Origin of the sequence: Nocardioides luteus, from assembly GCF_014648595.1 — a bacterium.
Taxonomy (GTDB): domain Bacteria; phylum Actinomycetota; class Actinomycetes; order Propionibacteriales; family Nocardioidaceae; genus Nocardioides; species Nocardioides luteus.
Window position 1 is genome coordinate 26,904 of the sequence record NZ_BMRK01000007.1, and the last position, 25,798, is coordinate 52,701.

The 25,798-nt window shown below is 70.6% G+C and carries 23 protein-coding genes, 1 pseudogene and 3 riboswitches; of the genes and pseudogenes, 10 read left to right on the forward strand and 14 right to left on the reverse strand.

What is annotated here, in order from left to right; genetic code table 11:
• Positions 1 to 6: 6 nt before the first annotated feature.
• A complete protein-coding gene (locus tag IEY81_RS10475; RefSeq protein ID WP_189118431.1) occupies positions 7 to 1,704 on the reverse strand; it encodes a ribonucleotide reductase barrel domain-containing protein in 1,698 nt (565 codons plus the stop codon).
• Entirely contained in the window at positions 1,704 to 2,702 is a 999-nt protein-coding gene (locus IEY81_RS10480) for a ribonucleotide-diphosphate reductase subunit beta (RefSeq protein ID WP_189118432.1), read from the reverse strand. The genes IEY81_RS10475 and IEY81_RS10480 overlap by 1 nt, the downstream gene beginning before the upstream one ends.
• 155 nt (positions 2,703 to 2,857) lie before the next feature.
• Positions 2,858 to 3,072, reverse strand: a riboswitch (cobalamin riboswitch).
• Positions 3,073 to 3,160: 88 nt separating this feature from the next.
• A riboswitch (cobalamin riboswitch) is annotated at positions 3,161 to 3,344 on the forward strand.
• A gap of 45 nt (positions 3,345 to 3,389) precedes the next feature.
• Here IEY81_RS10480 and IEY81_RS10485 point away from each other — a divergent pair.
• The 7 genes and pseudogenes from IEY81_RS10485 to IEY81_RS10515 form a co-directional block, all read left to right on the forward strand.
• The gene (locus IEY81_RS10485) at positions 3,390 to 4,424 is read left to right on the forward strand and encodes a FecCD family ABC transporter permease (protein WP_189118433.1); all 1,035 of its coding nucleotides are present in this window, start codon (positions 3,390 to 3,392) and stop codon (positions 4,422 to 4,424) included.
• Positions 4,424 to 5,305 carry an ABC transporter ATP-binding protein gene (locus tag IEY81_RS10490; protein ID WP_229787674.1) on the forward strand — a complete coding sequence of 294 codons (882 nt, stop codon included), beginning with the start codon at positions 4,424 to 4,426 and terminating at the stop codon, positions 5,303 to 5,305. The genes IEY81_RS10485 and IEY81_RS10490 overlap by 1 nt, the downstream gene beginning before the upstream one ends.
• Complete coding sequence (locus IEY81_RS10495) at positions 5,302 to 6,405, forward strand: ABC transporter substrate-binding protein (protein WP_189118434.1); 1,104 nt, start codon at positions 5,302 to 5,304, stop codon at positions 6,403 to 6,405. Before IEY81_RS10490 ends, IEY81_RS10495 begins: the two co-directional genes overlap by 4 nt.
• A 74-nt stretch (positions 6,406 to 6,479) precedes the next feature.
• On the forward strand, positions 6,480 to 7,103 hold the full coding sequence (locus IEY81_RS10500; protein WP_189118435.1) for a superoxide dismutase: 624 nt from the start codon (positions 6,480 to 6,482) through the stop codon (positions 7,101 to 7,103).
• Complete coding sequence (locus tag IEY81_RS10505) at positions 7,100 to 7,366, forward strand: superoxide dismutase (RefSeq protein WP_189118436.1); 267 nt, start codon at positions 7,100 to 7,102, stop codon at positions 7,364 to 7,366. The genes IEY81_RS10500 and IEY81_RS10505 overlap by 4 nt, the downstream gene beginning before the upstream one ends.
• Before the next feature lie 157 nt (positions 7,367 to 7,523).
• On the forward strand, positions 7,524 to 7,742 hold the full coding sequence (locus IEY81_RS10510; RefSeq protein WP_189118437.1) for a CbtB domain-containing protein: 219 nt from the start codon (positions 7,524 to 7,526) through the stop codon (positions 7,740 to 7,742).
• A gap of 17 nt (positions 7,743 to 7,759) precedes the next feature.
• Positions 7,760 to 8,530 (forward strand): annotated as a pseudogene (locus IEY81_RS10515) (CbtA family protein); the annotation flags it as partial.
• A 105-nt stretch (positions 8,531 to 8,635) separates the two neighbouring features.
• Here the strand turns inward: IEY81_RS10515 and IEY81_RS10520 are convergent.
• From IEY81_RS10520 to pcaH, 11 genes are all read right to left on the reverse strand, one after another.
• Positions 8,636 to 9,301, reverse strand: coding sequence for a (2Fe-2S) ferredoxin domain-containing protein (locus IEY81_RS10520; RefSeq protein ID WP_189118439.1), 666 nt, complete (start codon positions 9,299 to 9,301; stop codon positions 8,636 to 8,638).
• 50 nt (positions 9,302 to 9,351) lie between these two features.
• Entirely contained in the window at positions 9,352 to 10,104 is a 753-nt protein-coding gene (locus IEY81_RS10525; protein ID WP_189118440.1) for a cobalt-precorrin-6A reductase, read from the reverse strand.
• The gene (locus IEY81_RS10530; protein WP_189118441.1) at positions 10,101 to 11,540 is read right to left on the reverse strand and encodes a cobyric acid synthase; all 1,440 of its coding nucleotides are present in this window, start codon (positions 11,538 to 11,540) and stop codon (positions 10,101 to 10,103) included. Before IEY81_RS10530 ends, IEY81_RS10525 begins: the two co-directional genes overlap by 4 nt.
• A 73-nt stretch (positions 11,541 to 11,613) precedes the next feature.
• Positions 11,614 to 12,396, reverse strand: a complete 783-nt coding sequence (cobF, locus tag IEY81_RS10535; RefSeq protein WP_189118442.1) for a precorrin-6A synthase (deacetylating) — start codon at positions 12,394 to 12,396, stop codon at positions 11,614 to 11,616.
• Entirely contained in the window at positions 12,393 to 16,061 is a 3,669-nt protein-coding gene (gene cobN / locus IEY81_RS10540) for a cobaltochelatase subunit CobN (RefSeq protein WP_189118443.1), read from the reverse strand. Before cobN ends, cobF begins: the two co-directional genes overlap by 4 nt.
• Before the next feature lie 34 nt (positions 16,062 to 16,095).
• A riboswitch (cobalamin riboswitch) is annotated at positions 16,096 to 16,213 on the reverse strand.
• The gene (locus tag IEY81_RS10545; RefSeq protein WP_189118444.1) at positions 16,213 to 16,773 is read right to left on the reverse strand and encodes a GNAT family N-acetyltransferase; all 561 of its coding nucleotides are present in this window, start codon (positions 16,771 to 16,773) and stop codon (positions 16,213 to 16,215) included. Its footprint overlaps the riboswitch before it by 1 nt.
• 48 nt (positions 16,774 to 16,821) lie before the next feature.
• Complete coding sequence (locus tag IEY81_RS10550) at positions 16,822 to 18,246, reverse strand: phytoene desaturase family protein (protein WP_189118445.1); 1,425 nt, start codon at positions 18,244 to 18,246, stop codon at positions 16,822 to 16,824.
• Between the two features lie 18 nt (positions 18,247 to 18,264).
• Positions 18,265 to 19,416 carry a bifunctional 3-oxoadipate enol-lactonase/4-carboxymuconolactone decarboxylase PcaDC gene (gene pcaDC, locus IEY81_RS10555; protein ID WP_189118446.1) on the reverse strand — a complete coding sequence of 384 codons (1,152 nt, stop codon included), beginning with the start codon at positions 19,414 to 19,416 and terminating at the stop codon, positions 18,265 to 18,267.
• A 136-nt stretch (positions 19,417 to 19,552) separates the two neighbouring features.
• On the reverse strand, positions 19,553 to 20,821 hold the full coding sequence (locus tag IEY81_RS10560; RefSeq protein ID WP_189118447.1) for a lyase family protein: 1,269 nt from the start codon (positions 20,819 to 20,821) through the stop codon (positions 19,553 to 19,555).
• A gap of 8 nt (positions 20,822 to 20,829) precedes the next feature.
• Positions 20,830 to 21,378: a protocatechuate 3,4-dioxygenase subunit alpha gene (gene pcaG, locus IEY81_RS10565; protein WP_189118448.1), complete on the reverse strand. Its 549-nt coding sequence runs from the start codon at positions 21,376 to 21,378 to the stop codon at positions 20,830 to 20,832.
• Entirely contained in the window at positions 21,375 to 22,163 is a 789-nt protein-coding gene (gene pcaH / locus IEY81_RS10570; protein ID WP_229787676.1) for a protocatechuate 3,4-dioxygenase subunit beta, read from the reverse strand. Before pcaH ends, pcaG begins: the two co-directional genes overlap by 4 nt.
• A 70-nt stretch (positions 22,164 to 22,233) precedes the next feature.
• Here pcaH and IEY81_RS10575 point away from each other — a divergent pair, with 70 nt between their 5' ends.
• From IEY81_RS10575 to cobS, 3 genes are all read left to right on the forward strand, one after another.
• Positions 22,234 to 22,980 (forward strand): IclR family transcriptional regulator, encoded by a 747-nt coding sequence (locus IEY81_RS10575; RefSeq protein ID WP_189118450.1) that lies wholly within the window; start codon positions 22,234 to 22,236, stop codon positions 22,978 to 22,980.
• A gap of 442 nt (positions 22,981 to 23,422) precedes the next feature.
• The gene (gene cobT, locus IEY81_RS10580) at positions 23,423 to 24,475 is read left to right on the forward strand and encodes a nicotinate-nucleotide--dimethylbenzimidazole phosphoribosyltransferase (protein WP_229787678.1); all 1,053 of its coding nucleotides are present in this window, start codon (positions 23,423 to 23,425) and stop codon (positions 24,473 to 24,475) included.
• Complete coding sequence (gene cobS / locus IEY81_RS10585; RefSeq protein WP_189118451.1) at positions 24,475 to 25,251, forward strand: adenosylcobinamide-GDP ribazoletransferase; 777 nt, start codon at positions 24,475 to 24,477, stop codon at positions 25,249 to 25,251. Before cobT ends, cobS begins: the two co-directional genes overlap by 1 nt.
• Here the strand turns inward: cobS and cobU are convergent.
• Positions 25,248 to 25,787, reverse strand: coding sequence for a bifunctional adenosylcobinamide kinase/adenosylcobinamide-phosphate guanylyltransferase (gene cobU / locus IEY81_RS10590; protein ID WP_189118452.1), 540 nt, complete (start codon positions 25,785 to 25,787; stop codon positions 25,248 to 25,250). The two genes, cobS and cobU, sit on opposite strands and share 4 nt — an antisense overlap.
• Positions 25,788 to 25,798: the final 11 nt, after the last annotated feature.

Sequence of the window (25,798 nt, forward strand, 5' to 3'; positions counted from 1 at the left end):
GCCGGATCAGTTCTTGGGGGTCTGCTTGCTGGCCTGGATGCCGGCGCGCGAGCGCAGGTAGTAGAGGCTCTTGATGTTGGGGTCGAGCAGCGCCAGCTTGTGGATCTTGCTGATGTACTGCGGGGTCGCGTCGGCCTGGAAGAACAGGTTGAGCGACTGCGACTGGTCGATGTAGACCTGCCGGTCGGAGGCGCGAGCGAGCAGGATCTTCTGGTCGATCTCGTAGCCGGTCTTGAAGACGTCCTTCTCGTGCTCGTCGAGCCAGTCCACATGGGCCACGGAGCCGCCGTGGTCGATGATGTCGTCGATGTGCGCCTGGTCGTAGACCCCGCGCTCGGTCATCACCTCGACGAGGTTCTGGTTGGCCCGCGGCATCTCGCCGGCCGAGGTGGTCTGGTTCCAGACGTTGGCGACGTACGGCTCGATGCCCTGGCTCGTGCCGCCGACGATCACCGCCGTGCTCATCGTCGGCGCGATCGCCATCAGGTGGGAGTTGCGGCGGCCGACGCACCACTCCGGCACGCCGGCGACCGAGCCCATCCACCGCGACGCGGCGTCGGCACGCGCGGAGATCCGCTCGAAGATGTCCTTGTTGAGCGCCGCCGCCTTGTCGGACTCGAACGGCACCCGCTGCTTCTGCAGGTAGTCGTGGTAGCCCATCACGCCCAGGCCCAGGCTGCGCGCCTTCTCGGTGTAGCGCACCGCCCGCTCCAGCCCGCGCACCGTGCGGGCCTTGCGCAGGAACGCCTCGGCGACCGCGTCGAGGAAGACGGTCGCGACGTACGCCGTGTCCTGGTCCTTCCACTCGTCGTAGGTCGAGAGGTTCAGCGAGGAGAGCACGCAGGTGTAGGAGTGGTGCTCGTCGGAGAAGAGGGTGATCTCCGAGCACAGGTTGGAGGCCTTGTTCTCCAGCCCGTTGGCCTTGTACGACGCGGTCTGGGCCGCGTTGACGGTGTCGACCTTCCAGATGTAGCCCTTGCCGAGCACCACCCGGATCTTCAGCACCCGCTGGTAGCGCTCGAGCGCGTCGCGATCCCCGGCCAGCATCCGGTCGATGAAGGCCTGGCTGAAGATCCAGCCGATGTTCTTGTTGGCCGGCTCGCGGAAGATCAGATCGGCGAGCTCGTAGAAGTCGGGGTGGTCCACCGGCAGGTAGCCAGCCCAGGAGCCGCGGCGGGTCGCACCCTGGCTGATCTGGTTGGTCATCTCGACGAAGTTGCAGAAGACCGGCACGACACCGTTGGCCTTGCCGTTGTCGGAAAACTTCGCGCCGCGAGGGCGTACGTCGCCGAGGTAGGCCGAGGTGCCGAACCCGTTCTGCGACAGGATCGCGGCCTCCTTGAGGGTGTCGTAGAAGCCCCACACGGAGTCCTCCACGTACGAGCCCTCGCAGGAGACCGGCAGGCCGCGGTCGGTGCCCAGGTTGGAGAGCACCGGGGTCGACGGCGAGAGCCAGCCGTTCCAGATCGCGTCGAAGAACATCGACGTCCACGAGGTGCCGTCCTCACGGGCGTACATCTCGTCGGCCAGCCCGCCGGCGGTGGCCGCGATGGTCTCGTAGCGCTCTCGGACGCTCTGACCCTCGACGGTGTATTTCGCCTTGAACATCGCGTAGCCCGCGGTGGTCATGAACGCAGGCACGGTGCCCGAAGCCTGCAGCGCCTTGCGCTCGGCGGACAGTGCTTCCCAGCTGTTGCTGCCCATCAGAACTCAAACTCCGTCTCGCCGATGTTGCGGTTGTATTCGTTGCCCGTGACCTGGAAGAAGTCGTGGAACTGGGTGCCGTTGATGCCGTTGTAGAACCACTCGGCGATCGGGTTCGCCTCCTCGCCGAAGAGCGGCTCCATCCGCATGTTGGCGAGCGTCATGTCGACCCGCGACCTCACGAACGCCTCCAGGTCGGCCTGGTCGATGCCGGGGATCGGCCCGTCGGCGAAGAGCATCTCCACGATGCGCGCCTCGTGGGCGTAGAGGTGCTCGGCGACGCCGCGCACGCGGGTGAAGAGGTCGTCGCGCTCGGCCTCGAACTTGTCGGCAGGCACGGTGGCGGCGTACTCGTCGAGGGTGGTGTTGAAGAGCCAGGCGCCGCCGGTGGCGTGCAGGTTCTCGTCGCGGGCGGAGAAGTTGATCCCGCTGATCACGTTCTGCAGCAGGTTCTTGCCACCGGACTGGAAGTGCTTGAGGAAGGCGAAGTTGGAGTAGAGGACGAAGTTCTCCATCAGTGTGAATACGCTGAGCGCGTAGAGCAGGTCCTCGTCGGCGATGGCGTCCCATACGAACGCGATCCGCTCGGCCAGCACCGGGTCGTTCCTGTAGGAGTCGTAGAACTCCTCGGTGTCGATCATCAGCGTCTTGTTGAGCTTCGCGTAGAACGGCGCGTGCATGTTGAGCTCGGCGAACGAGAACGCGTTGGTCATCATCTGGATCTCGGGCCGCGGGAAGGCGTGGAAGAGCCGGTCGCCCCACACCTCGCCGCCGAGGATCAGCTCGTAGATGGTGAACAGCTTCAGCGTCGTCTTGACCGCGGCCTGCTCGGCGTCGGTCATGTTGACCAGGAAGTCCTGCTTGTCGTTCTCGACCGGGATCTCCTCGGCAGTCCAGAAGATGCTCCGCTGCTTCTTGGCGAGATCCTCGGCCATCGGATAGTCGAAGACGTACGCCGACTTCTCGGTGCGGATCGGTAGACCCTCGGTGTCGATCATCTCGTGCCCCCTTCGTCCACGGGCCGACCCGGCCCGCTCGGATGTGTTGCTCGTCCGCGCATCGAAGAGGAGAGGAGGTCGGTGTCGTGCCGGGCTGACCGGCAGCGAAGACCTGATCCCCTGACCTTCCCTCGAGGTCGCGGACCACCGCACCCGGCGGGTGCGGCGCGCTGGCAGGTCTTCGGACTCGTGGGCGTCGTACGCGGTCCTAGTGGCCGTCGCTTCCCAGGAGACTGGCTTGCTCCCAGTGCTGTGTGACGGCGGTCGTTCCCACTCACCGCTGCGGGGCAGTCCCGGAGTCGAACCGGGTTCCCTCTTGCCTCTCCCGCCCCGTCGCCGAGGAGGGAGAACCAGCTGCGGGCACCACTATATGCGGGAACTACAGCAATGCAACTTCCTAGATCTAGTGTTTCGCCGGGCCGCTGACAGGGCAGCCGAAAGGCCTCGAACCGCCGTGCTAGCCTCTCCTGCGAGTCGAACGCATCCTGATGGATGCCAGGGAACTCCGGTGAGAATCCGGGACTGGCGCGCAGCGGTGAGGGAGACGACGACGCTAGGAAGCCACTGGGGCCCGAGGCCCTGGGAAGGCGGCGCCGTCGGTTGATCCCGAGTCCGAAAACCTGTCGGCTCAGATGTACGTCACGGCCCTCGCGATCTGGGGCCAGAGGACCTGAGAGGCCGAGAGCCGTGCGAACCACCCGCCGTGTCCCGTTCGTGCCGCTGGTCGTCGCGCTGGTGCTGGCCTGGGTGCTCAGCGCCGTGGTCTCGCTCGCGTTCGGGTCGGAGCGGATCCCGGTCGGCGAGGTCGTCGCGGCGGTCGCCGACCGGCTCCAGGGCGTCGAGCCCGGGAAGTGGGACGTGATCATCTGGGAGCTCCGCATGCCCCGGGCGCTGATGTCGCTGGTCGTCGGCGCGGGCCTCGCGGTGGCCGGCGCCGGCATGCAGACGCTGGTGCGCAACCCGCTCGCCGACCCGTTCCTGCTCGGGATCAGCTCCGGCGCCTCGGTGGGGGCGACCGCGGCGATCACCACGGGCGCGCTGGCTGGCTTCGGCATCTACGCCGTCTCCACCGGAGCGCTGCTCGGGGCGATCGGCTCGGCCCTGCTGGTCTGGCTGGTGGCGACCGCACAGGGCGGGCTGACCCCGATCCGGCTGGTGCTCTCCGGCGTGGTGCTCTCCTCGGGGCTCTCCGCGATCGCCTCGTTCCTGGTCTTCATGAGCGACGACCCCCGCGCGGCCAACTCGGTGATGTTCTGGATGCTCGGCAGCGTCGGCGGAGCCACCTGGGAGAAGCTGTGGCTGCCCGCCGCCATCACCCTCGTGCTCGGCGTCGGGATGCTCGCTCTGCACCGCTGGATGGACGCCCTCGCGGCCGGCCCCGAGACCGCCGCCTCGCTCGGCGTGAACGTCGCGGCGCTGCGTACGACGCTGTTCGTCGGGTTGGCGGTGCTGGTCGGCGTGCTGGTCGCGGTCAGCGGAGGGATCGGGTTCGTCGGGCTGATCGTGCCGCACGCCGCGCGGCTGCTCGTGGGGGCCAGACATCGGGTCGTCATCCCGGTCGCGGCGCTCGGTGGCGGGCTCTTCCTGCTCTGGGTCGACGTGGTGGCCCGGCTGGTGGCGCGACCGCAGGAGATCCCGCTCGGCGTGGTCACCGGCGTGGTCGGGGCGCCGCTGTTCCTGCTGTTGCTGGGCCGCGGTCGCTACCGGTTCGGGGGCCAGTGATGAGCCCAGCGATGAAGGGTGGCGGCCTCCGCCCCGTGCTGCGTCTGCGTGGCGTCGGGGCCCGGCTGGGGGAGCGCGAGGTGCTCCGCGACATCGACCTCGACGTGCCCGCCGGCACCAGTCTCGGCATCGTGGGGGTCAACGGCGTGGGCAAGTCGACGCTGCTGCGCATCATGGCCGGTGTGCTCCGCCCGACCACCGGCACGGCCGAGCTGGCCGACACCTCCGGCCAGCTCCACGAGATCGGGCGGGTCGGCTCGCGCGAGCGCGCCCGCCGGCTCTCCTACGTGCCCCAGGAGGAGGTCGCCTCCGCCGAGCTGCTGGTCGGAGAGATGGTCGCGCTCGGCCGAGTGCCGCGCACCCGGCCGTGGTCGCGCGGCGGCACGCAGGAGCGCGAGATCGTACGCAGCGCCCTGGATGCGGTCGGGCTGGCCGACCGCATCGACGACCCCTGCGAGCGGCTCTCCGGTGGTGAGCGGCGGCGCGCGGTGCTGGCCCGTGGCCTGGCCCAGCGATGCCCGGTGATGCTCCTCGACGAGCCCACCAACCATCTCGACGTCGCCTGGCAGCTGAGGCTGCTGCAGACCGTCGCCGACCAGGCCGAGACGCTGGTGGTCACCATCCACGACCTCGATCTCGCGCTCCGCTCCTTCGACCGGCTGGCGGTGCTGGGCCGTCACCCGGGCAGCGACCCCGGCGGCGACGCCGCCGGCGATGAACAGAGCGGCCCGGCCACCGTCGTCGCCCACGGGCCGCCGGCCGAGGTGCTCGACACCATCGGCGTCGACCTCCACTTCGGCGTCGGCTCCGTCCAGGTGCCTCATCCCCACCTGGAGCAGCCCCATCTGCTCATCCACCCGCGTAAGGACCACTCGACATGACCGCCCCCATCTCCCTGCGCCGCGCTCAGGTCACCGCTCTCGCGGCACTCGCCTTCGGCGCCACCGTTCTCACCGCCTGCGGCGCCGAGGAGACCAGGTCGGCGGGCGTGGCCGGAGACGGCGCGATCACCGTCGAGAACTGCGGCGAGACGCTCAGCGTCGACGCGCCGATCACTGATCTCTACGCCTACGACGGCGGGATCATCTCCATCGCGCTCGCGGTGGGTGCCCGCGACGAGCTCGCCGCGGTGACCGGGATCGCCCGGGACAAGCAGCTGCTCGAGCTCGCCTATCCCGAGGACCGGGTCGACGAGCTGAAGGTCGTCGGCGACGACCAGCCGACCCTGGAGACCGTCCTGGCGCTCCAGCCGGAGCTGATGTTCGCGGGCTGGAACTACGGCTTCAGCGAGGCGCGCAACCTGACGCCGGCGAAGGTCGAGGAGCACGGCATCGAGACCTACCTGCTCAGTGAGTCCTGCCGGCAGAAGGACGGGGCCCGAGGCACGATGGAGCCGTGGACGGCGCTGCGTACGGACCTGCTCAACATCGGTGAGCTGACCGGCCACGGACCGCAGGCGAAGCGGGTCGCGGCCGACATCGACGAGCGGCGCAAGGCACTGAAGAGTGCGCCGAAACCGGCGAAGAAGCCGACCGCGTTCCTCTTCGACTCCGGCACCGACGCCATCTTCACCTCCGGCTCCTTCGGCGCCCCGCAGGCCATCTTCGACACGGCCGGTGTCACCAACGCGACCGCCGACGTCGAGGACACCTGGACCGAGGTCGGCTGGGAGCGGTTCGCCGCGGCGAAGCCCGACGTCATCTACTTCGTCGACTACCCCGGTCAGTCCTACGCGGAGAAGGTCAAGGTCTTGAAATCCAACCCGGCCTCGCGCGACCTGCCCGCCGTCAAGGAGAACAGGTTCGTGAACCTGCCCTACGCGATGTTCGTCTCCGGCCCGCTCAACATCGACGCAGCCGAATGGGTACGCCGCTCGCTGGAGCACTTCGGTCTCGCCCCCGACTCGGGCATCGATCCGAGCCTCGACATCCTCGACATCACGAAGCTCACCAATCTCACCGGCAACGAGTGGATCCGCTGAGGCTTGCCTTACCTCGGCGCTGTCGCGGTAGGTGCGTTATTGCAAATTACTCGCAATAATGAGGAGCCCGACCCGTGTCCGTGTACGCACTTCCCGATCTGCCCTACGACTACGCGGCGCTGGAGCCCTACATCTCCGGCGAGATCATGGAGCTTCACCACGACAAGCACCACGCGACGTACGTCGGCGGGATCAACACCGCGGTCGAGCAGCTCGAGGAGGCGCGGGAGGCGAAGTCCTTCGGCACCCTCTCGACGCTCGAGAAGAACCTCGCCTTCCACCTCGGCGGCCACGTCAACCACTCGGTCTTCTGGCCGAACATGTCCCCCGACGGGGGTGACAAGCCGACCGGCGAGCTGGCTCAGGTGATCGAGGAATACTTCGGCGGCTTCGACTCGTTCCGTGCCCACTTCGAGGCCAACGCGCTCTCCGTGCAGGGTTCGGGCTGGTCGGTGCTGACGTGGGACATGGTCGCCCAGCGGCCCTACATCATCCAGCACTTCGACCACCAGGGGAACGTGCCGATCTGCATGGTCCCGCTGCTGATGCTCGACATGTGGGAGCACGCCTACTACCTGCAGTACAAGAACGACAAGGCGTCCTTCGTCAAGGGCTGGTGGAACATCGTCAACTGGGCCGACGTCCAGGACCGGTTCGAGAAGGCGCGTACGCAGACGACCGGGCTGATCGTCCCGTGACGGGGGAGAGCCAAGACCCGCGGCTGGAGATGGTCGACGCCGCGCAGCGCGCCGCTGGTGTGCTGGCGGCGCGGGCGCGAGGCGACTTCGAGGACGCCTCCTCGCTGATGGCCTCCTTCGAGGACTCGATGACCCTCGCCGGCGGCTCGATGCTGCTCGCCGAGCTGGCCCTCGGGCTCTACGAGCGGGAGTCGGGGATCTCCCGCGACGCATGCCTGGCCGAGCTGACTGTCCGCCTGGAGGCCAGTGTGCGTGCGGGCTGAGGCCGGCGTGGGTATGATCCCGTCAACGGGCACGAGGAAGCCGGTGGAACTCCGGCACAGTCGCGCTACTGTGACATCGCCTTGCGGCGGTGGAGTCAGACCCGAGTGTCCGTCCAACCCCAACGAACAGGGACGCACGTATCCCTGAGGAGGACATGTGTCGCAGTCTGCTACCGCGCCCGTCGCCGGAGCCCCCGAGATCCCTTCGATCCCGCTCCGTGAGCTCGCCCCGTGGGCGCTCTTCTTCGGCCTGCTCGGGCTGCTGGTGATCTTCTTCATCAGCGCCGACCAGGGCGCCGTCTCGATCCCGTCCGGCACGCTTATCCACGAGTGGGTCCACGACGGTCGCCACCTGCTCGGCTACCCCTGCCACTGATGAGCGCGCGTGCATTCCTTGTACGCGGCCTGCTAGCTGGACTCCTCGCCGGCATCGTCACCTTCATGGTGGCGTACGCCGTCGGTGAGCCGCAGGTCGGTGCTGCCATCGCGCTCGAAGAAGCCGGCGGCGACGGACACTCCCACTCGCATGCCGAGGGCGGTGAGGAGGGCGGTGACGAGGGCGGTGAGGAGGCCCCTGAGGTCTCCCGCACCAACCAGAGCACCTGGGGTCTGCTGACCGGCACTCTGGCCATCGGTGTCGCGCTCGGCGGCATCGTCGCCCTGGTCGCGGCGGTCGCGCTTGGCAGGATCGGACGGCTCTCACCAGGGCAGTCGACCGCGCTGGTCACGCTGATCGGCTTCGTCGCGTTCGCGCTCGTGCCGTTCCTTAAGTATCCCGCCACGCCACCGGCGGTCGGGAGCGGCGACACCATCGGGCTGCGTACGTCGGTCTACTTCGGCTACCTGCTCGTCTCCGTGGTCGCGGCCGCGCTCGCCACCTACGGTGCCGTGCGGCTGCGGGAGCGCTTCGGCACGTACGCCGCCGTGGTCGGTGGCACCGCCGCCTACCTGGTCGTGGTCGTCGTCGCCGGCCAGCTCTTCGCGACCGTCAACGAGATCGGCGACTTCCCGGCCGACACGCTGTGGTCCTTCCGGCTCGCCTCGCTGATCACGCTCGCCACGATGTGGGGTGTGCTCGGAGTGGCGCTGACCGGCCTGATCGGTCGACTCCACCGCCAGCAGCAGGCCGTCGCCGAGCGCAAGGCGTTCGCCGCCAGCCTCTGAAACCCGCCGAGTCGGCTCGTTCTGACACAGAATCGCGTCGAGTCGGCTCGTTCTGACCAATTCGTACGTCGAGTCGGCTCGTTATAACGAGCCGACTCGACCGGGTCAGCGGGGGAGGCGGTGGGTCTCCAGGGGGTGGCCGTCGGCGAGGTGGTCGTGCACGATCGCTTGGGCGGCGAGGGCGTCGACGTGGCCGTACCAGACGTCGTCGGGCTGCACGTTGACCACCGGCGCCTGGTTGCACGGGAACTGGCAGCCGGTGTGGGTGATCAGCAGGTCGTCGTCGCCGAGACCGGCCTCCATCGCGCCCAGGATGAGGGCCTTCGCGGTCTCCTCCGAGCCCTTGGCGGTGCAGCGCGGTCCGCGGCAGATCAGCACCTGGCGTACGTGGTCGGAGACCTGTTCCCAGGCGGGCGAGGTGAGTCCGGGCTCGGTGCCGGTGAGCGGGCGGGTCTGTGCCCACATCTCGGCCCACAGCTGAGGGAGATCCTCGAGCGAGTTCGCGAGACGGGTCGCGACCTGGATCTCGGGTCGGGTGCCGGCGCGTTCCCGCCACCAGTGCGCGGCGATCCTGCGCAGCCACGAATGGCCGGGCGCGAGCGGGCCGAGGCTGACGCCGACGAGCGTGATCGTCTTCTCTCCCAGGTCTGCCAGGCGGGTCAGCTCGGCCGACAGCGACGGGTCGCCCATCTGGAGGAATGCAAGGCTCGCGTCGTGGCTGCGGGCCAGGGCGAGCAGCTCGTCGCGTCGGTCGACGTCGGTGACGGACATCCCCACCAGGATCCGTGCCTGTGACGGAGGGTCCGACCTGGTGAATCCGTTCACAAGCTCGGACCCTCTGTCACAGTGCCCTCGAACCCCATCACCCAGGTCAGCGCCGCGGAGACGTCGTCGACGGTCCGGACCCCGGCGGGGCTCTGCGGCCGACGTACGACCACCACCTCGATGCCGAGCCGCCCGGCCGCCTGCATCTTCGGCCAGGTGTAAGTGCCGCCGGAGTCCTTGGTGATGAGCACGTCGCTGCGGTGCTCGCGCATCAGCGCGAGCTCGCCGTCGAGGTCGTACGGCCCGCGGCTGGTCAGCAACGTCCACGGCTTTGGCAGGTCGATCTCGGGACGGTCGACCACGCGGGCCAGCGCCTCGTGCCCGGCGAGCGCCGGGACGAACCGGGCCAGCTCCTGACGTCCGACGGTGAGGAACGGACGCTTCCCCAGGGTCGCGGCGAGCGTGGCGGCCTCGTCGTGGGTCTCGACGTAGGTCCAGGCCGGGTCGGCCGGCCAGCCGGTCCGAGCCAGCCGGAGCAGCGGGTGGCCGGTCTCCGCGCAGGCCGCCGCCGCGTTGGCAGAGATGCCCCGGGCGAACGGATGGGTGGCGTCGACCACGGCGTCGAACTCCGCGAGCGCCGAGATCAGCCCGTCGACCCCGCCGAACCCGCCGATCCGCACCGCACCCACCGGCAGCCGCGGTCGCGCGACCCGGCCCGCCAGCGACGAGGTCACCTCGACCCCGGCGTCGATCAGCCGCGCGGCCAGCTCCCGTGCCTCCCCGGTCCCACCCAGGATCAGCAGCCTCATCGGCTCTCCCGGGCGAGGTCGAGCAGCGCGTCGACGTCGAGGTGCTCCTCGACGAGGTCGCCGATGAGATCCAGACGACGTTCGCGCGCGGCCTGGAAGGAGACGTCGGATGGTGCCCGCCCGAGGGTCTCGGCGAGGAACGCGCCGCGCAGGGCGTCGCCCTCCAAGGATCCGTGCCACATCGTCCCGAAGACGTTGCCGGAGCGTGCTCCTCCCAGGAACTCCTCGGCTCCGTCGCCGCGGCTGATCCGGCCGTGATGGATCTCGTAGCCGCTCGCCTCGACACCGAGCGCCGACCCGGTGGGCAGCCGCAGCGCCTTCTCCGGGGCGAAGTCGGTGCGTACGTCGAGCAGACCCAGCCCCTCGACCTCCGCGACCGATCCCTCGACACCGTCGGGGTCTGCGATCACGCCACCGAGCATCTGGAAGCCACCGCAGATCCCGAGGAGCGGGCGGCCGCGGCGTACGTGCTCGGTGATGGCCACGTCGAGACCGCGCGAGCGCAGCCAGGCCAGGTCGCTGATCGTCGAGCGGGTGCCGGGCAGCACGACCAGGTCGGCGTCGGAGAGGTCGTGGGGCGAGGAGGCGAAGACGACGTCGAGGTCGGGTTCGAGGCCGAGCGCGTCGACGTCGGTGAAGTTGGAGATGCGGGGGAGGCGTACGACCGCGACCTTGCGGGTCGCTCCCGCCTCCGCGCGGCGCCCTTCCAGGTCGAGCGCGTCCTCCGAGTCGAGCCACAGCGACGGGTCCCAAGGCAGCACACCGAAGACCTGGCGCTCGGTCAGCGACTCCAGCGAGTCGAGCCCCGGCTTCAGCAACGAGGCGTCGCCGCGGAACTTGTTGATCACAAAACCGCTGATCAGCGCTTGGTCTGCGGGCTCGAGGAGGGCCAGGGTGCCGTACATCGCGGCGAACACGCCGCCTCGGTCGATGTCACCCACGACGATCGTCGGCAGCTCGGCGTGCCGGGCCAGCCCCATGTTGACGTAGTCGCCCGCGCGCAGGTTGATCTCCGCCGGGCTCCCGGCGCCCTCGGCGACGATCACGTCGAAACGCGAGGCGAGATCGTCGTACGCCGCATGAGCAGCCGTCGCCAGATGTCGGCGTCCCGCCTCCCAGTCGCGTGAGGAGACCTCACCCGCGGGCCGGCCCATCAGCACCACGTGGCTGCGCCGGTCGGAGCCCGGCTTGAGCAGCACCGGGTTCATCGCCGGCTCCGGCGTGACCCGCGCGGCCCGCGCCTGGACCCACTGCGCCCGGCCGATCTCGGCCGTCGTCCCGTCCGGGGCCCGGCAGACCATCGAGTTGTTGGACATGTTCTGCGCCTTGTAGGGCGCGACCTTGACGCCGCGACGCGCGAAGGCCCGGCACAGGCCGGTGGTGACGATCGACTTGCCGGCGTCCGACGTGGTGCCGGCGACGAGCAGGCCGCTCATCGGGTGCCCTGGGTGTGGGATACCCGGTCAACCGGGTATCCCTGGGGCGCGCGGGACCACAGTGACTCATGAGTCATCGCGGAGCCCGCAGGAGGTAGATGTCCATGACCCACCCAGCCGCATCGCGCAGCCGGGAGCGGGCCTCCTCGATCGCCGGGAGCACCTCGCCGACGGTGCCGGCGACGAGCTCCTCCTCACGGGTGCCGAGGTTGCCGCCCCACCAGATCCTCCAGTCGTCGAGCCCGGGCAGGTCGACGACGCGGTTGAGCATCACCACGATGTTGTCGTGGCCGGCCTCGACGGCGTCGAGCGCCGCGCGGCCGGTGGTCACGTAGAGGGGCCGGCCGACCTCGTGGAGGACGATCCGGTGGCGGGCCGCGAGCAGCTGCACCGAGGAGATGCCGGTGATGACGTCGACCTCCACCTCCCGTTCGGCGGCGATCTGGTCGACGACCCGGATCGTGGAGTCGTAGAAGGCGGGGTCGCCCCAGACCAGGAAGCCCACGTCGCCGGGGTGCTCGTCGAGGATCGCGAGGTAGCGCTCCACCCGGGCGCGGTGCCAGTCGGCCACCGCTTTCTGGTAGTCCGCGTCGGTGCCGGTGAACTCCGCGCGCCGTTCACGAGGAGCGTCGTCGACCTTGACCACCCGCGCCGGAGCGGAGAGGTGTCGGTCGAGCAGCTCCTCACGGGCCCGCACCAGCGGATCGGGCATCCCGCCCTTGACCGTGCCCGACTTGTCGGTGACCAGGAAGTAGTCGACCGATCGCATCGCGGCGACGGCCTCCAGGGTGACCTGGTCGGGGTCGCCGGGACCGACGCCGATGATCTTGATGCGGCGCTTGCCAGAAGTCGTCATTCCTCCTCCAGGTCACCCTCGATGTCGAGATAGATCTCCTGCATCTTCGCCATCACCTCGGGGTCGGGTTCCTCCCACAAGCCGCGCTCGGCCGCCTCGTGCAGCCGCTCCACGATCCCACGCAGCGCCCACGGGTTCGAGGCCCGCATGAACTCCTGGTTGGTCTCGTCCAGCACATACTCGTTGGCGAGCTTCTCGTACATCCAGTCGTGCACCACGCCGGCGGTGGCGTCGAAGCCGAAGAGGTAGTCGACGGTCGCGGCCAGCTCGAAGGCGCCCTTGTAGCCGTGGCGCTGCATCGCCGAGATCCAGCGCGGGTTGACCACCCGGGCGCGGAAGACGCGGTTGGTCTCCTCCTGCAGCGTGCGCGTCTTGATCGCGTCGGGCGAGGTGGAGTCGCCGACGTACGCCTTCGGCTCGCTGCCGGTCAGCGCGCGGACGGTCGCGACCATCCCGCCGTGGTACTGGAAGTAGTCGTCGGAGTCGGCGATGTCGTGCTCGGCCGAGTCGACGTTCTTCGCGGCGACCTTGATCCGGCGGTAGTTGGCGCGCATGTCGTCGGCCGCCGGGGCGCCGTCGAGATCACGGCCGTACGCGAACCCGCCCCACGCCGCGTACACGTCGGCCAGGTCCTGGTCGGAGCGCCAGTTGCCGGCCTCGATCACCTGCAGGATCCCGGCACCGTACGAACCGGGCTTGGAGCCGAAGATTCGCGACGTCGCGCGGCGTTGGTCGCCGTGCTCGGCCAGGTCGGCGAGCGTGTGCGCGCGGACGAAGTTGACCTCGGCGGGCTCGTCGAGATCGGCCACCATCCGCACCGCGTCGTCGAGCATCGAGACGACGTGCGGGAAGGCGTCGCGGAAGAAACCGGAGATGCGTACGGTCACGTCGATCCGCGGCCGGCCGAGCTCGTCGAGCGGCACGACCTCGAGGTGGGTGATCCGCCGCGACGCCTCGTCCCACTCCGGTCGCACCCCGAGCAGCGCGAGCACCTCGGCGACGTCGTCGCCGGAGGTACGCATCGCCGACGTCCCCCACACCGACAGCCCGACCGAGGTCGGGTAGTCGCCGGTCTCGTCGAGGTAGCGCTGCAGCAGCGAGTCGGCCATCGCCTGCCCGGTCTGCCACGCCAGCCGCGACGGCACTGCGCGGGGGTCGACGGTGTAGAAGTTGCGCCCCGTGGGCAGTACGTTGACCAGCCCCCGCAGCGGCGAGCCCGACGGCCCCGCGGGGACGAAGCCACCGTCCAGCGCGTGCAGGACGGCGGACAGCTCGTCAGTCGTCCGCGCGAGCCGAGGGACGACCTCGGTCGCGGCGAACCTGAGGACGCTGCGTACCTCCTCGCTCTCGTGGAGGCCGTCGACAGCGGCGACGTCCCAGCCGGCCTTGTCCATCGCCTCGACGAGCGCCCGAGCCTCCGCCTCGAACGTGTCCGTCTCTCCGGTGGTCGAGCCTGTCGAGACCATCCCGAGCGCCGCCCGCAGCCCCGGGACCGCCCCACCGACACCACCCCACACCTGCGCGGCCCGCAGGATGGAGAGGACGAGGTTGACCCGCGCCTCACCCTCCGGCGCCGCTCCGAGGACGTGCAGTCCGTCGCGGATCTGGGCGTCCTTGATCTCGCAGAGCCAGCCGTCGATGTGGAGCATGAAGTCGTCGAACTCGTCGTCCTCGGGCCGTTCCTCCATGCCGAGGTCGCGGTGGAGCTCGGCGGCCTTCATCAGCTGCCAGATCTCGCCGCGGATGGCGGGCAGCTTGGCCGGGTCCATCGAGGAGATCCGGTCGTACTCCTCCATCAGCGACTCCAGCCGCGCGATGTCGCCGTAGGACTCCGCGCGCGCCATCGGCGGCACCAGGTGGTCGACGATCGTCGCGTGCGCACGCCGCTTGGCCTGGGCGCCCTCGCCGGGGTCGTTGACCAGGAACGGATAGATCAGCGGCAGGTTGCCGATCGCCGCGTCCGGGCCACAGCTCGCCGACAGCGCGGCGTTCTTGCCGGGCAGCCATTCCATCGAGCCGTGCTTGCCGAGGTGGACGACCGCGTCGGCGCCGAAGCCGCCGTCTTCCTCGGCAATGCCGAGCCAGCGGTAGGCGCCGATGTAGTGGTGCGACGGCGGCAGGTCGGGGTCGTGATAGATCGCGACCGGGTTCTCCCCGAACCCGCGCGGCGGCTGGATCAGGATCACGATGTTCCCGGCCTGGAGCGTGGCCAGGACCAGCTCGCCCGACTCGTTGACGAAGAGGTTCCCCGGCGCCGGACCCCACGTCTCCGCCATCTGTTCGCGCAGGTCAGCGGGGAGATCGGCGGTCCAGCGGTCGTAGTCATCCGGCGAGATGCGTACGTGGGCGTCGGTGAGTTGCGCGTTGGTCAGCCACTCCTCGTCCTGCCCTCCGGCCGCGATCAGCGCATGGATCAGCGCATCCCCCGCAACCGTGTCGGCACCCCCGGTGGTCGAGCCTGTCGAGACCACGTCAGAGGACACATCCCCGGAGCCCGCGTCGAGAATCCGTATGACCTCGTTGTCCACCCCCAGGTCGTACCCCTCCTCCCGCAACCGCCGCAGCAGCCGGATCGCCGAGACCGGGGTGTCCAGGCCGACCGCGTTGCCGATCCGGGAGTGCTTGGTGGGGTAGGCGGAGAGCACCAGCGCGAGCCGCTTCTCGGCATTGGGCTTGTGGCGCAGCCGGGCGTGGTTGACCGCGATCCGGGCGACGCGGGCGGTGCGCTCGGGGTCGGCGACGTAGTGGGGGAGCCCCTGCTCGTCGAGCTCCTTGAACGAGAACGGTGCGGTGATGATCCGGCCGTCGAACTCCGGGATCGCGATCTGCGAGGCCGAGTCGAGCGGGGTCACACCGTCGTCGGAGGCCTCCCACTCCGCACGGGACGAGGTCAGGCAGAGGCCCTGCAGCACCGGGATGTCCAGCGCCGCCATCCGCTCGACGTCCCAGGCCTCGTCCTCGCCTCCGGCGGAGGCCGACGCCGGCACCGAGCCACCGGCGGCGAGCACGGTGACGACGAGGGCGTCGAGGGTGCCGAGCGCCTCGTAGAGGTCGTCGGGTGCGGAGCGGAGGGAGCCCGCGAAGACGGGTACGCCGGTGGCCTCTCCGGTCGCGTCGATGGCATCGGCCAGCGCGTGCGCGAAGGCGGTGTTGCCGCTGGTCTCGTGGGCCCGGTAGTAGAGGATCCCGATCCTCGGCCGGGTCTCGACAGGCTCGACCTCCGGGGTGCGGTCCGCGAATCCCCACGCAGGTACGGAAGCCGGTGGCTCGAACCCGAACCCGGTCAGCAGGACGGTGTCGGAGAGGAACGCATGCAGCTGCGCGAGGTTGGCCGGCCCGCCCTCGGCGAGGTAACGGTGGGCCTCGGCCGCGACCCCCATCGGGACGGTGGAGTGCTCCATCAGCTCCGCGCTCGGCTGCTGCTCACCGCCGAGGACGACCACCGGGGTTCCGCGCTCCGCGACCGCGGCGAGGCCGTCCCACAGGTCGTGAGGCGAGCCGAGCAGCCGGAAGACGACCAGGTCGGCGTCGGCGACGACGGCCTCGAGATCGGTCGCCCGGGACGGGTTCGCCCAGGCGTAGTCGGCGCCGCTGGCACGAGCCGAGAGAAGGTCGGTGTCCGAGGTGGACAGAAGCGCGATGCGTACGCGGGCAGGGTCGGCCATGCCGGGTTCCTCCTAGGGGTTCTCGCCCCATCGATCGGTCGGATCGCCCGCGGCCAGTGTCTGGCTGTGCCCGCGCGGGTGCGCGAACATCACAGTGGCGGAACCGCCCCGGAGTCTCACCGGGTTCCTGCACCGCGAACGTGCTCGAAGCCTACCCCGCTCGCCGACCGAGCCAGGTCTCGCGGGTGATCTCGTACTCCACCTCACCCTCCGCGTGCCCGGCGAGCGGCTCCTCGAACTCCTCCTGGAACGCCCGCACGAAGCTCATCCCGACCGACGTCATCGTCGCCCGCGACCCCTCGTTGACCGCCATCGTCTGCGCGATCACCCGGCTGAGACCGAGGTCTTCGAAGGCGTGCCGGAGCAGCTCCAGCGAACCCTCCTTCGCGAACCCCTTGCGCCAGTGGCGCCGCGGGAGCCGGTAGCCGAGCTCGGCGGCGTCGTCGTCCGTCGGGTGGGAGGGAGGCTCGAGCATGAAGAGGGCGACCGGCTCCCCGTCCGCGAAGCCGATCCACTTGCCCTGCTCCGGTGTCGCCTCCGCCTCGCGGATCCACCCGCGCGCCCGCTTCTCCGTCTCCTCCGCGGTCAGCGCGCGGGTGTAGAGATAGCGGACCACCTCCGGGTCGGAGTTGAGGTCGACCAGGAACGGCAGATGCTCCTCGGTCAGCGGGACCAGATCGAGACGTTCGGTGCGCAGTCGTGCTTGGGGCATGCTGCGACGTTAGCCAGGACGTACGCCGGCTGGCACCTGGTTTCTGCTCTAGCCGGTCTCGTCCAAGTGACGCAGCGCCCGGCGGGCGGCGTGATAGCCGCACATGCCGTGGACGCCGGCGCCGGGCGGGGTGGCGGCGGAGCAGAGGTACATCCCCGCGATGCCGGTGTCGTAGGTGGCCAGCGAGGGTCGGAGGATGAGCTGGCGCAGCGTGTTCTCGCCGTTGGAGATGTCGCCGCCGACGTAGTTGCGGTTGTAGGCCTCGTAGCCGGCCGGCGAGGTGACGTGGGTGGCCACGATCCGGTCGCGGAAGCCAGGGGCGAACCGCTCGATCTGGTCGAGGATCGCATCCGTGGCGTCACCGTCGTAGGCGTGCGGGACCTGGGCGTAGGCCCAGACCGGATTGAGGTCGCCGGCCGAGCGGGAGGGGTCGGCGACGTACTGCTGACCCAGCAGCACGAACGGCCGCTCCGGCATCCTGCCCGCGGTGATCTCCCGCTCGCTCAGCGCCACCTCGGCGAACGTCCCGCCCAGATGGACGGTGCCGGCGCGGCCGATCTCCGGGTCGCGCCACGGGATCGGACCGCGTACCGCCAGATCCAGCTTGTACGCCGCGGGCCCGTGCTTCCAGCGCCGCATCGCCCGCCGCTGGCGGCGGGGGAGGTCCGAGCCGACGATGTCGGCGAAGCCGCCGGGGCTGGTGTCGAACATGGTGATGTCGGACTCCGGCAGGTCGGCGCGGCTGCGCACGGTCGTGCCGGTGACGATCGTGCCGCCGAGCTCTTCCAGCAGCCCTGTCATGGCGTCGGTGATCGCCTGGGTGCCGCCCTCGGCGACGGGCCAGCCGTGGGTGTGGCCGCTGACCGCGAGCATGGTGCCGACCGCGGCGGTGCCCGGCTTCTCCAGGGGCCGGAACGCGTGCGCCGCGCAGCCGCCGAAGAGCGCTTTCGCCCTCTCCCCGCTGAAAGCGCGGGCGAGCAGGGCGGCGGGCGGCGCGGCCCGCATCCCGAACGAGGCCAGCAGGAACGGGTGTCGCGGAACCCGGATCATCGGCCCCAAGATGTGGTCGGCGATCGAGTCGAAGTGACGGGCGACCGGGCCGAAGACCTGTCGCCAACGCCGGCCGTCCTCGCCGAGCCCGTCGGCGGTGGTGTCGAGGGAGCGGTAGAGCAGTGCGGTCGGCTCGTCGTCGAGCGGATGGGCGAGGCCGATCTCGGGATAGAGCCAGTTCAGGCCGTACTTCTCCAGCTCCAGCGAGCGCAGGAACGGCGAGGAGACCCCGAGCGGGTGGATCGCCGAGCAGACGTCGTGGCGCAGGCCGGGCAGGGTGAGCTCGGCGGTGCGAGCACCACCGCCGACCGTGTCCGCGGCCTCCAGGACGGTGACCTGCACGCCCTGCTGCGCCAGCGCGATCCCCGCGGCCAGGCCGTTGGGCCCGCCGCCGACGACGGTGGCGAGATGTGGTCTGGGCAAGGTCGGCCTCCGAAAGGGCTATTCGTTCAGGACACGATTCGCGACCGCGAACGCGGTGTTGGCAGCCGGTACCCCAACATAGATCGAAGCTTGCAGCAGCACCTCGATGATCTCCTCGCGGGTCAGCCCGTTGGTGAGGGCGGCACGCAGGTGGAACTCGAGCTCGTCGAAGTGGCGCCCCGCGACCAGGGCGGTGAGCACGCCGATCGAGCGGTCGCGGCGGGCCAGGCCGGGCCGGGTCCAGATCGAGCCCCAGGCGTAGCGAGTGATCAGGTCCTGGAAGTCGCGGTTGACGTCGGTGATCGCGGCGGTGGCCCGGTCGACGTGGGCGTCGCCGAGCACCTCGCGGCGGACGTTCATCCCCGCTGCGTACGCCGGGTCGGCCGCGGTCACGTGCGCGGTGATGAGGGTGGCGACCGCGTGCGGTGCCTCGGCGGGCGCGAGATGGCCGACGGCGTCGAGCGCGACGAGGCGGCCGTCGCGTACGCCCGAGGCGATCTCGGCCAGCAGCGAGGGCGGGGTGGGGCCGTCGTCGACGCCGGCGATCGCCAGGACCGGCGCCGCGATCTCGGCGAGCCTGCCGCGTACGTCGTGGGCCGCCAGCGCGTCGCAGACCAGCGCGTAGCTCTCCGCGTCGGCGTCGCGCAGCGAGTGGAGCAGGGTGCCGCCTCGGGCCGGCTCGCGCTCGAGGAAGCCGGGGGAGAACCAGCGCTGGCTGGAGCCGGCGATCTGGGAGGCGGTGCCGGCGCTGCGTACGGTCGTGGCACGGTCGTTCCAGCCCTCCGGCTCGCCGATCTTGGCGCCGGTGTTGGTGAGCACCGCAGCGCTCACCCGGCTGGGCGCGTCGAGGAGGAGCTGGAGGCCGACGGCGCCGCCGACCGAGTCGCCGGCATAGGCGAAGGTGCCGTGCCGCTCACCGCGGTCGGTGAGGATCCGGTCGACGCAGGCCAGCACGCCCGCGGCCAGGTCGGCGATCGTGAACGCGTCGGTCGTGGGCGTGCCGTGCCCGTGCCCGGGCAGCTCCCAGCCGACCACGTGGAAACTGTCCGCGAGCAGCTCCGCGGTCGCGCTCCACAGCGCGGTCACCGAGGTGCCGAGGGACGGGCCGACCACCAGGATCGGCTTGCTCGAGTCCCCGGCCAGCTCGACAGGGGTGATCCTCGGCGTCATGACAGGTCCTTCCAGATGTTGGTGGTCGAAGTTGGGGGTGTGGGATACCCGGTCGACCGGGTATCCCTGGACTTGACGGGCACTGAAACACCCGTCAAGTCCACAAAGTGCCCGTCAAGTACCGCCGATACGTCCATCAGTCGAGACGCTTCCGCGTCTCGCGCGCCCGGGCGATGGCGGTGTCGATGAGTGCGTCAGCGGCGCCGAGGTAGCCGTCGAGGCCGGAGACGGCGTCAGTGAGTACGCCACCCCCGAGCCCGCTCACGAACTCGGCCAGTGACCTCTGCTCAGCGAGCAGGCCGGCCCCCGCGGCCTCGGCAGTGGCCCGCATCCGGGCTCCATCGACCCGCAGCCCGGCGAGCAGCTCGGTGACCTGCGAGGCGGCGACGACGCTGCGGCGGGCGAGGATCTGCAGGGTCTCCCACTCGACGTGCCAGGCGCCGTCGGGGCGCTCGTCGACGTAGCTCGCGGCGGCGGTGTGCAGGGTCGCGGCGAGCAGGGGAGCGGCGAGGGCGTGGCGCCGGATGAGCACCGAGAGCACCGGGTTGGATTTGTGCGGCATCGTCGAGGAGCCGCCCCGACCCTCACCGGCCGGCTCGGCGAGCTCGCCGATCTCCGGACGGGTGAGCGCGGCGACGTCGGAGGCGAGAGACCCCCAGCCGTCGGCGGCCCCGACGAGCGCGTCGGCCGCGGCCACGAGCGGAGACCGGCTCGTGTGCCAGGGACTACGGGAAGCCAGCCCGAGGGCGGTCGCAACCGCCGAGGCCGCAGCCTGCGCGACCGCGACCGGATCGTTGAGACCCCGCAACCGCGCCAGCTCCACGATCGCGGCCAGCGTCCCCGCAGCGCCACCGACCTGGGCCGGCAGAGCAGCCCGCGCGCGGCGCAGCGCCTCGGCGGCATCGACGACCCCGGAGAGCCAGGTCGCGGCCTTGAGCCCGAAGGTGATCGGCACCGCGTGCTGGGTCAGCGTGCGGCCCGGCATGACGGTGGAACGGTGCTCGCGCGCGAGCCCCACCAAGGAGGAAGCCTGCGCCCCGAGCTCGTCCTCGACCCGGTCGAGCACGTCGGCCAGACAGAGGACGAGCGCGGTGTCGACCACGTCCTGGCTGGTCAGCCCCTTGTGCAGCCAGCGGGCGGCGTCGGGCCGGTCGTTGAGCCGGTCACGCAGCAGCTTCACGAGGACGATGACCGGGTTGCCCCCGCCCTCCGCACCCGAGGCCAGCGCAGCGACGTCGGCCTCGGAGACGAGGCCGCCCAGCTGCGTACCCGCCTCTGAGGGGGCGATCCCGGAAGAGACCAGCGCGGCCAGCCACGCCTCCTCGACCCGCACCATCGCGGAGAGGAAAGCCGACTCGGAGAAGAGGTCCCCAGCACGCTCCGCGCCAGGCCACAGCAGCGACATCGCTCTCCTCAGCTGTAGGTGAGAAAGGTGGTCTCGCGGTCGCCTTGGAGATGGATGTCGAATCGCAGCCCGGTCGCGTCCGCAGTGGCCACCAGCGTCGCACGTTCGTCATCCGACAGCGACACCAGCAGGGGGTCGCCGGCGTTGGCGGCGTGTTCGGGCAGGTAGATCCGGGTGTGCAGCTTGTCGAGCAGGCCACGGGCGAAGAAGGTGAGCGCGAAGAACGGCGCCTGCCCCTCGGACGCAGACCCGGGAAGCACCGTCGAGAACGAGTAGTGCCCGTTCAGGTCGGTGGCCGCACGGCCCCAGCCGGTGAAGGTCCAGCCGTCGCGGTGCAGCGACCCTTCGGTCTGCGGGACGTTGCCGTCGGCGTCGGCCTGCCAGATCTCCAGCAACGCGTCGGGGATCTGGTTTCCGGCGCCGTCGTAGACCCAGCCGTGCAAGCGGATCGCGTCCGCGCGCCCGGGCGGCACGAGGTCGGCGTCGCCCTCGTAGGGCAGCGCATAGCCGAAGAACGGCCCGATCGTCTGACCGGGCGTGGGCAGCGGGGTGGTCACAGGTCGCCCTCCTCGGGCTCGGTCCAGGTGCGGCTCGGGCCGGTCAGGACGATGTCCCAGCGGTAGCCCATCGAGTACTCGGGGACGGACAGGTCGTGGTCGTACGTCGCGACCAGCGCGTCCCGGTCCTTCTGCGACGTGATCGACTGGTAGATCGGGTCGAGCGCGAAGAGCGGGTCGCTGGGAAAGTACATCTGCGTGATCAGCCGCTGCGTGAAGGCGCGGCCGAAGAGCGAGAAGTGGATGTGCGCGGGGCGCCAGGCGTTGAGGTGGTTGCCCCACGGGTACGGTCCGGGCTTGATCGTCTGGAACCGGTAGCGCCCCTCGGAGTCGGTGATGCAGCGGCCGACGCCGGTGAAGTTGGGGTCGAGCGGTGCCGGGTGCTGCTCGTGCTTGTGGATGTAGCGGCCGGCGGAGTTGGCCTGCCAGACCTCGACGAGCTGGTTGCGCACCGGCCGGCCCTCGCCGTCGGTCACCCGCCCGCTGACCGTGATCCGCTCGCCGATCGGCTCGCCGCTGCCGGCGATCGTCAGGTCGGCCTCGAGCGGGTCGACGTCGGAGTGGCCGAAGCACGGCGCCCACAGCTCGATCGTCTCCGGATCGGCGTGGCGCGGGTCCTTGGTGGGGTGGCGCAGGACGCTGGAGCGGTAGGGCGGGTAGTCCAGCAGAGGCTGAGGTACGTCCCCGCCCTCCGCGGCCGCCTTCGCGCTGCGCGTCTCGAGGTCGGCGATCTCGGCCGAGAGGTCGGCCTGGGTCTCGACTGGTTTCGGAGTGGGCGCTGTCACGTCCCGAACGCTAGGTGTCGAGGGCATACGATGAAAGCGCGAACTTCCACTGAGCGAAAGGGGTTGCGGAATGGCAGGAGGCAGCGGCGGCCGTACGGTCACCTCCCGGGTCCTCGGGCTCATCGGCGCCTTCGAGGCCTCCCACCGCCGACTGACGCTCAGCCAGCTGGCCGCTCGCGCGGACCTCTCGCTCCCGACCGCCCATCGTCTGGTCGGTGAGCTCGTCGAGTGGGGCGCGCTGGTGCGCGAGGAGGACGGGACGTACGTCATCGGCCGCCGTCTCTGGGACGTCGGCCTGCTCGCGCCCGTCGCCACCGACCTGCGCTCGGTCGCCTCCCCGTTCCTCCACGACCTCTACGGCGCGACGCTGGAGACGGTCCACCTGGCGGTCCGCGAGGACGACCACGTCCTCTACCTCGAGACCCTGCGCGGCACCCGCAACGTACCGATTGTCTCCTCGGTCGGCTCCCGCCTCCCCATGTACTCCACCGGCGTCGGCAAGGTCCTTCTCGCGCATGCGCCCGAGGCCGTACGCAGCCAGGTGCTCTCCGCGCCCCTCAAACCCTTCACCCGCCACACCATCACCCGCCCGGGCCTGCTCCACCGCCAGCTCGATCGTGTGCTCACCGACGGCTACGCGACCACCGTCGAGGAGATGACCCTCGGCGCCTGCTCCGTCGCCGTCCCCATCGCCACGTCGGACGGGACCGTCGTCGGCTCCCTCGGCATCGTCGTCTCCGACCTCCGCCGCCACCGCCTCCGCCTCGTCTCCGCCCTCAAGGTCGCCGCCCAAGGCGTCTCCCGCGCCCTCTCCTGACCCCGTACCCCCCCCGGAGGTCGAGCTTGTCGAGTCCCCTCGCCCCCGAAGACCGAGCCGGCCGACCCCCGCAGCCACCGGCGGTCGAGCTTGTCGAGACCCCTCGCCCCCGAAGACCGAGCCGGCCGACCCCCGCAGCCACCGGCGGTCGAGCTTGTCGAGACCCCGCTGGGAGGACCAACCAACTGCCCCGCTGGTCGAGCCGCCGGAGCCGCAAGGCGGAGGCGTGTCGAGACCAACACGGTCCCATCCCCGCTCGATGAGACTGTGTTGGTTTCGACACGCTCGCTGGCGCTCGCGGCTCAACCAGCGGGGGCCATGAGCAGCAGCCTCCGGTGGTCGAGCTTGTCGAGACCCCCTTTCCGAAGTCCGATCACCCCCGCCGCTCCTCGAAAGTGGTCTCGACAAGCTCGACCACCGGGGCGTGGGGTACCTTGCCGAAGTGACGATCCAGACCCCCGACGCCGACGTACGAGCCCAGGCAGCCGACAGACTCGCCGCTCTGGCCACGCCTCCAGGTGCACTTGGCCGTCTGGGCGACATCGCCGTCTGGGTCGCCGCGTGCCAGGGCGAGGTCCCGCCGCGGCCGCTCGACAACGTACGCCTGGTGATCTTCGCCGGGGACCACGGCGTCGCACAGCACGGCGTCTCGGCGTTCCCGTCCGCGATCACCGGCGCGATGGTGCGCACGTTCCTCGGCGGCCGTGCCGGCGTCAGCGCGCTCGCCAAGGCCCACGGTGTCCAGGTCCGGGTGCTCGACCTCGGTGTCGACGAGGAGTTCGCCGACCTCGACCCGAAGACCCGGGAGGCGCTGACCAGCCACAAGGTCCGTCGGGGGAGCGGTGCGATCCATCTCGAGGACGCGCTCACCGCAGCAGAGACGAGCGCCGCCCTGGAGGCCGGCGCTGCCGTCGCCCGCGAGGAGATCGCCTCCGGCGCCCAGCTGCTGATCAGCGGAGACATGGGGATCGGCAACACGACCCCGGCCGCCGCGATGGTGGCCGCCGGGCTCGGCCTGCCCGCGAGCGAGGTCACCGGCCGCGGCACCGGCATCGGCGACGACGCGCTGCGCACCAAGACCAACGTGATCACCGCCGCCCTCGCCCGCGCCGGTGACCGCACCGACGACCCGATCCAGACCCTTGCCGCCCTCGGCAGCGCCGACCTCGCCGCGACGACCGGCTATCTCCTCGAGGCGGCCCGCAGCGGCACCCCGGTCCTGCTCGACGGCCTGATGAGCGTCGCCTGCGCGCTCACCGCCGACCGGATCGAGCCCGGCGCCGCGTCCTGGTACGCCGCCGGCCACCGCTCCACCGAGCCCGCCCAGTCGATGGCCCTCGAGAAGCTCGGCCTCAGCCCGCTGCTCGACCTTGACCTCCGCCTCGGCGAGGGGTCGGGTGCGGTCGCGGCCGTCCCGGTCGTACGCAGCGCCGTCGCTCTGCTGCGTGACGTCGCGCTGCTCTCCGAGCTCGGCGGTCCGGGGGACCCTGCCTGATGCTCGTGCGGGACGCGTGGCGTCTCGCGGTCGGCACCCTGACCGCGATGCCCGTACCTCCCCCTGACGTCGTCGACCGCCGACGCGCCGCGCTGGCGATGACCCTGGCACCCCTTGCGACGCTGCCGCTCGGAGTGGCCGCCGCAGCGGTCGTGCTGGTGAGCCGGCTCGCGGGGCTGCCCGGCCTGGTCGCCGCGCTGCTCGCGGTCGGCGTGGTGGTCGCCGGCAACCGCGCACTCCACCTCGACGGCCTCGCCGACACGGTCGACGGGATGGCCGCCTCCTTCGACCGCGAGCGCTCGCTGGCCGTCATGAAGACGGGCACCTCCGGCCCGGCCGGCGTCACCGCGATCGTCCTGGTGCTCGGCCTCCAGGTCGCCGGCCTGGCCTCCGTCCTCGGGGGAGAGAGCGGATGGCGTCTGGCCGTGCTCGCGCTCGTCGCCGTCTGCGTCTCCCGCTCGGCGCTGAGCCTGTGCTGCGTACGCGGCGTCCGACCCGCCCGCGAGGACGGCCTCGGCCGCACCTTCACCCAGACCGTCTCGCCGCTGGTGGCCGCGATCGTGTGGATCGGATCGGCCGCGGTGCTGGCCGCGGCGGCATGGTGGGCCGGCATCGAGTGGTGGCGCGGTGCGGTCGCCGCGTTCGTCGCAGCGGTCGTCGTCGGACTGGTCCTGGCCCGAGCCGTCAAGCGGTTCGGCGGAGTGACCGGCGACGTCTTCGGTGCCGCGGTCGAGGCCGCCCTGGCCGCCGTCCTGGTCGCCCTGAGCAGCAGTTAGAGCTTCAGCACCCGCCCCGCGACGACGAGGTGCACCTCGTCGCACGCCTCGGCCAGCCGCTGGTTGACCATCCCCAGAAGATCGCGGAACAGCCGCCCCGAACGGTGCGCAGGCACCACCCCGAGCCCGACCTCGTTCGTCACGAGCACGACGTCGGTGTCGCCCCGATCGAGCACATCGGCAGCTTCCCCGGCCAACGCTGAGACCACTGCCGAGGCCTCATCGGACGACGCCTCCCACAGCCCCCGCGAGTCCATCACCGCGGTCAGCCAGGTGCCCAGACAGTCCACGATCACCGCATCGCCTTCGGCGGACGCGATCTTCAATGCGCCAGCGAGATCCCGAGACTCGACCGTCCGCCACCCCTCCGGTCGCCGCGCCCGATGCGAAGCCAGCCGAGCCACCCAGTCCGGATCCGGCTCCTCCTCGGCCGTAGGCCCCGGCGCGACGTACGCCACCGAAGCCGCCTCGCTGAGCAGCGACTCGGCATGTCGAGACTTCCCCGACCGCACCCCACCCGTCACCAGAATCTTCACCGCCTCAGCCT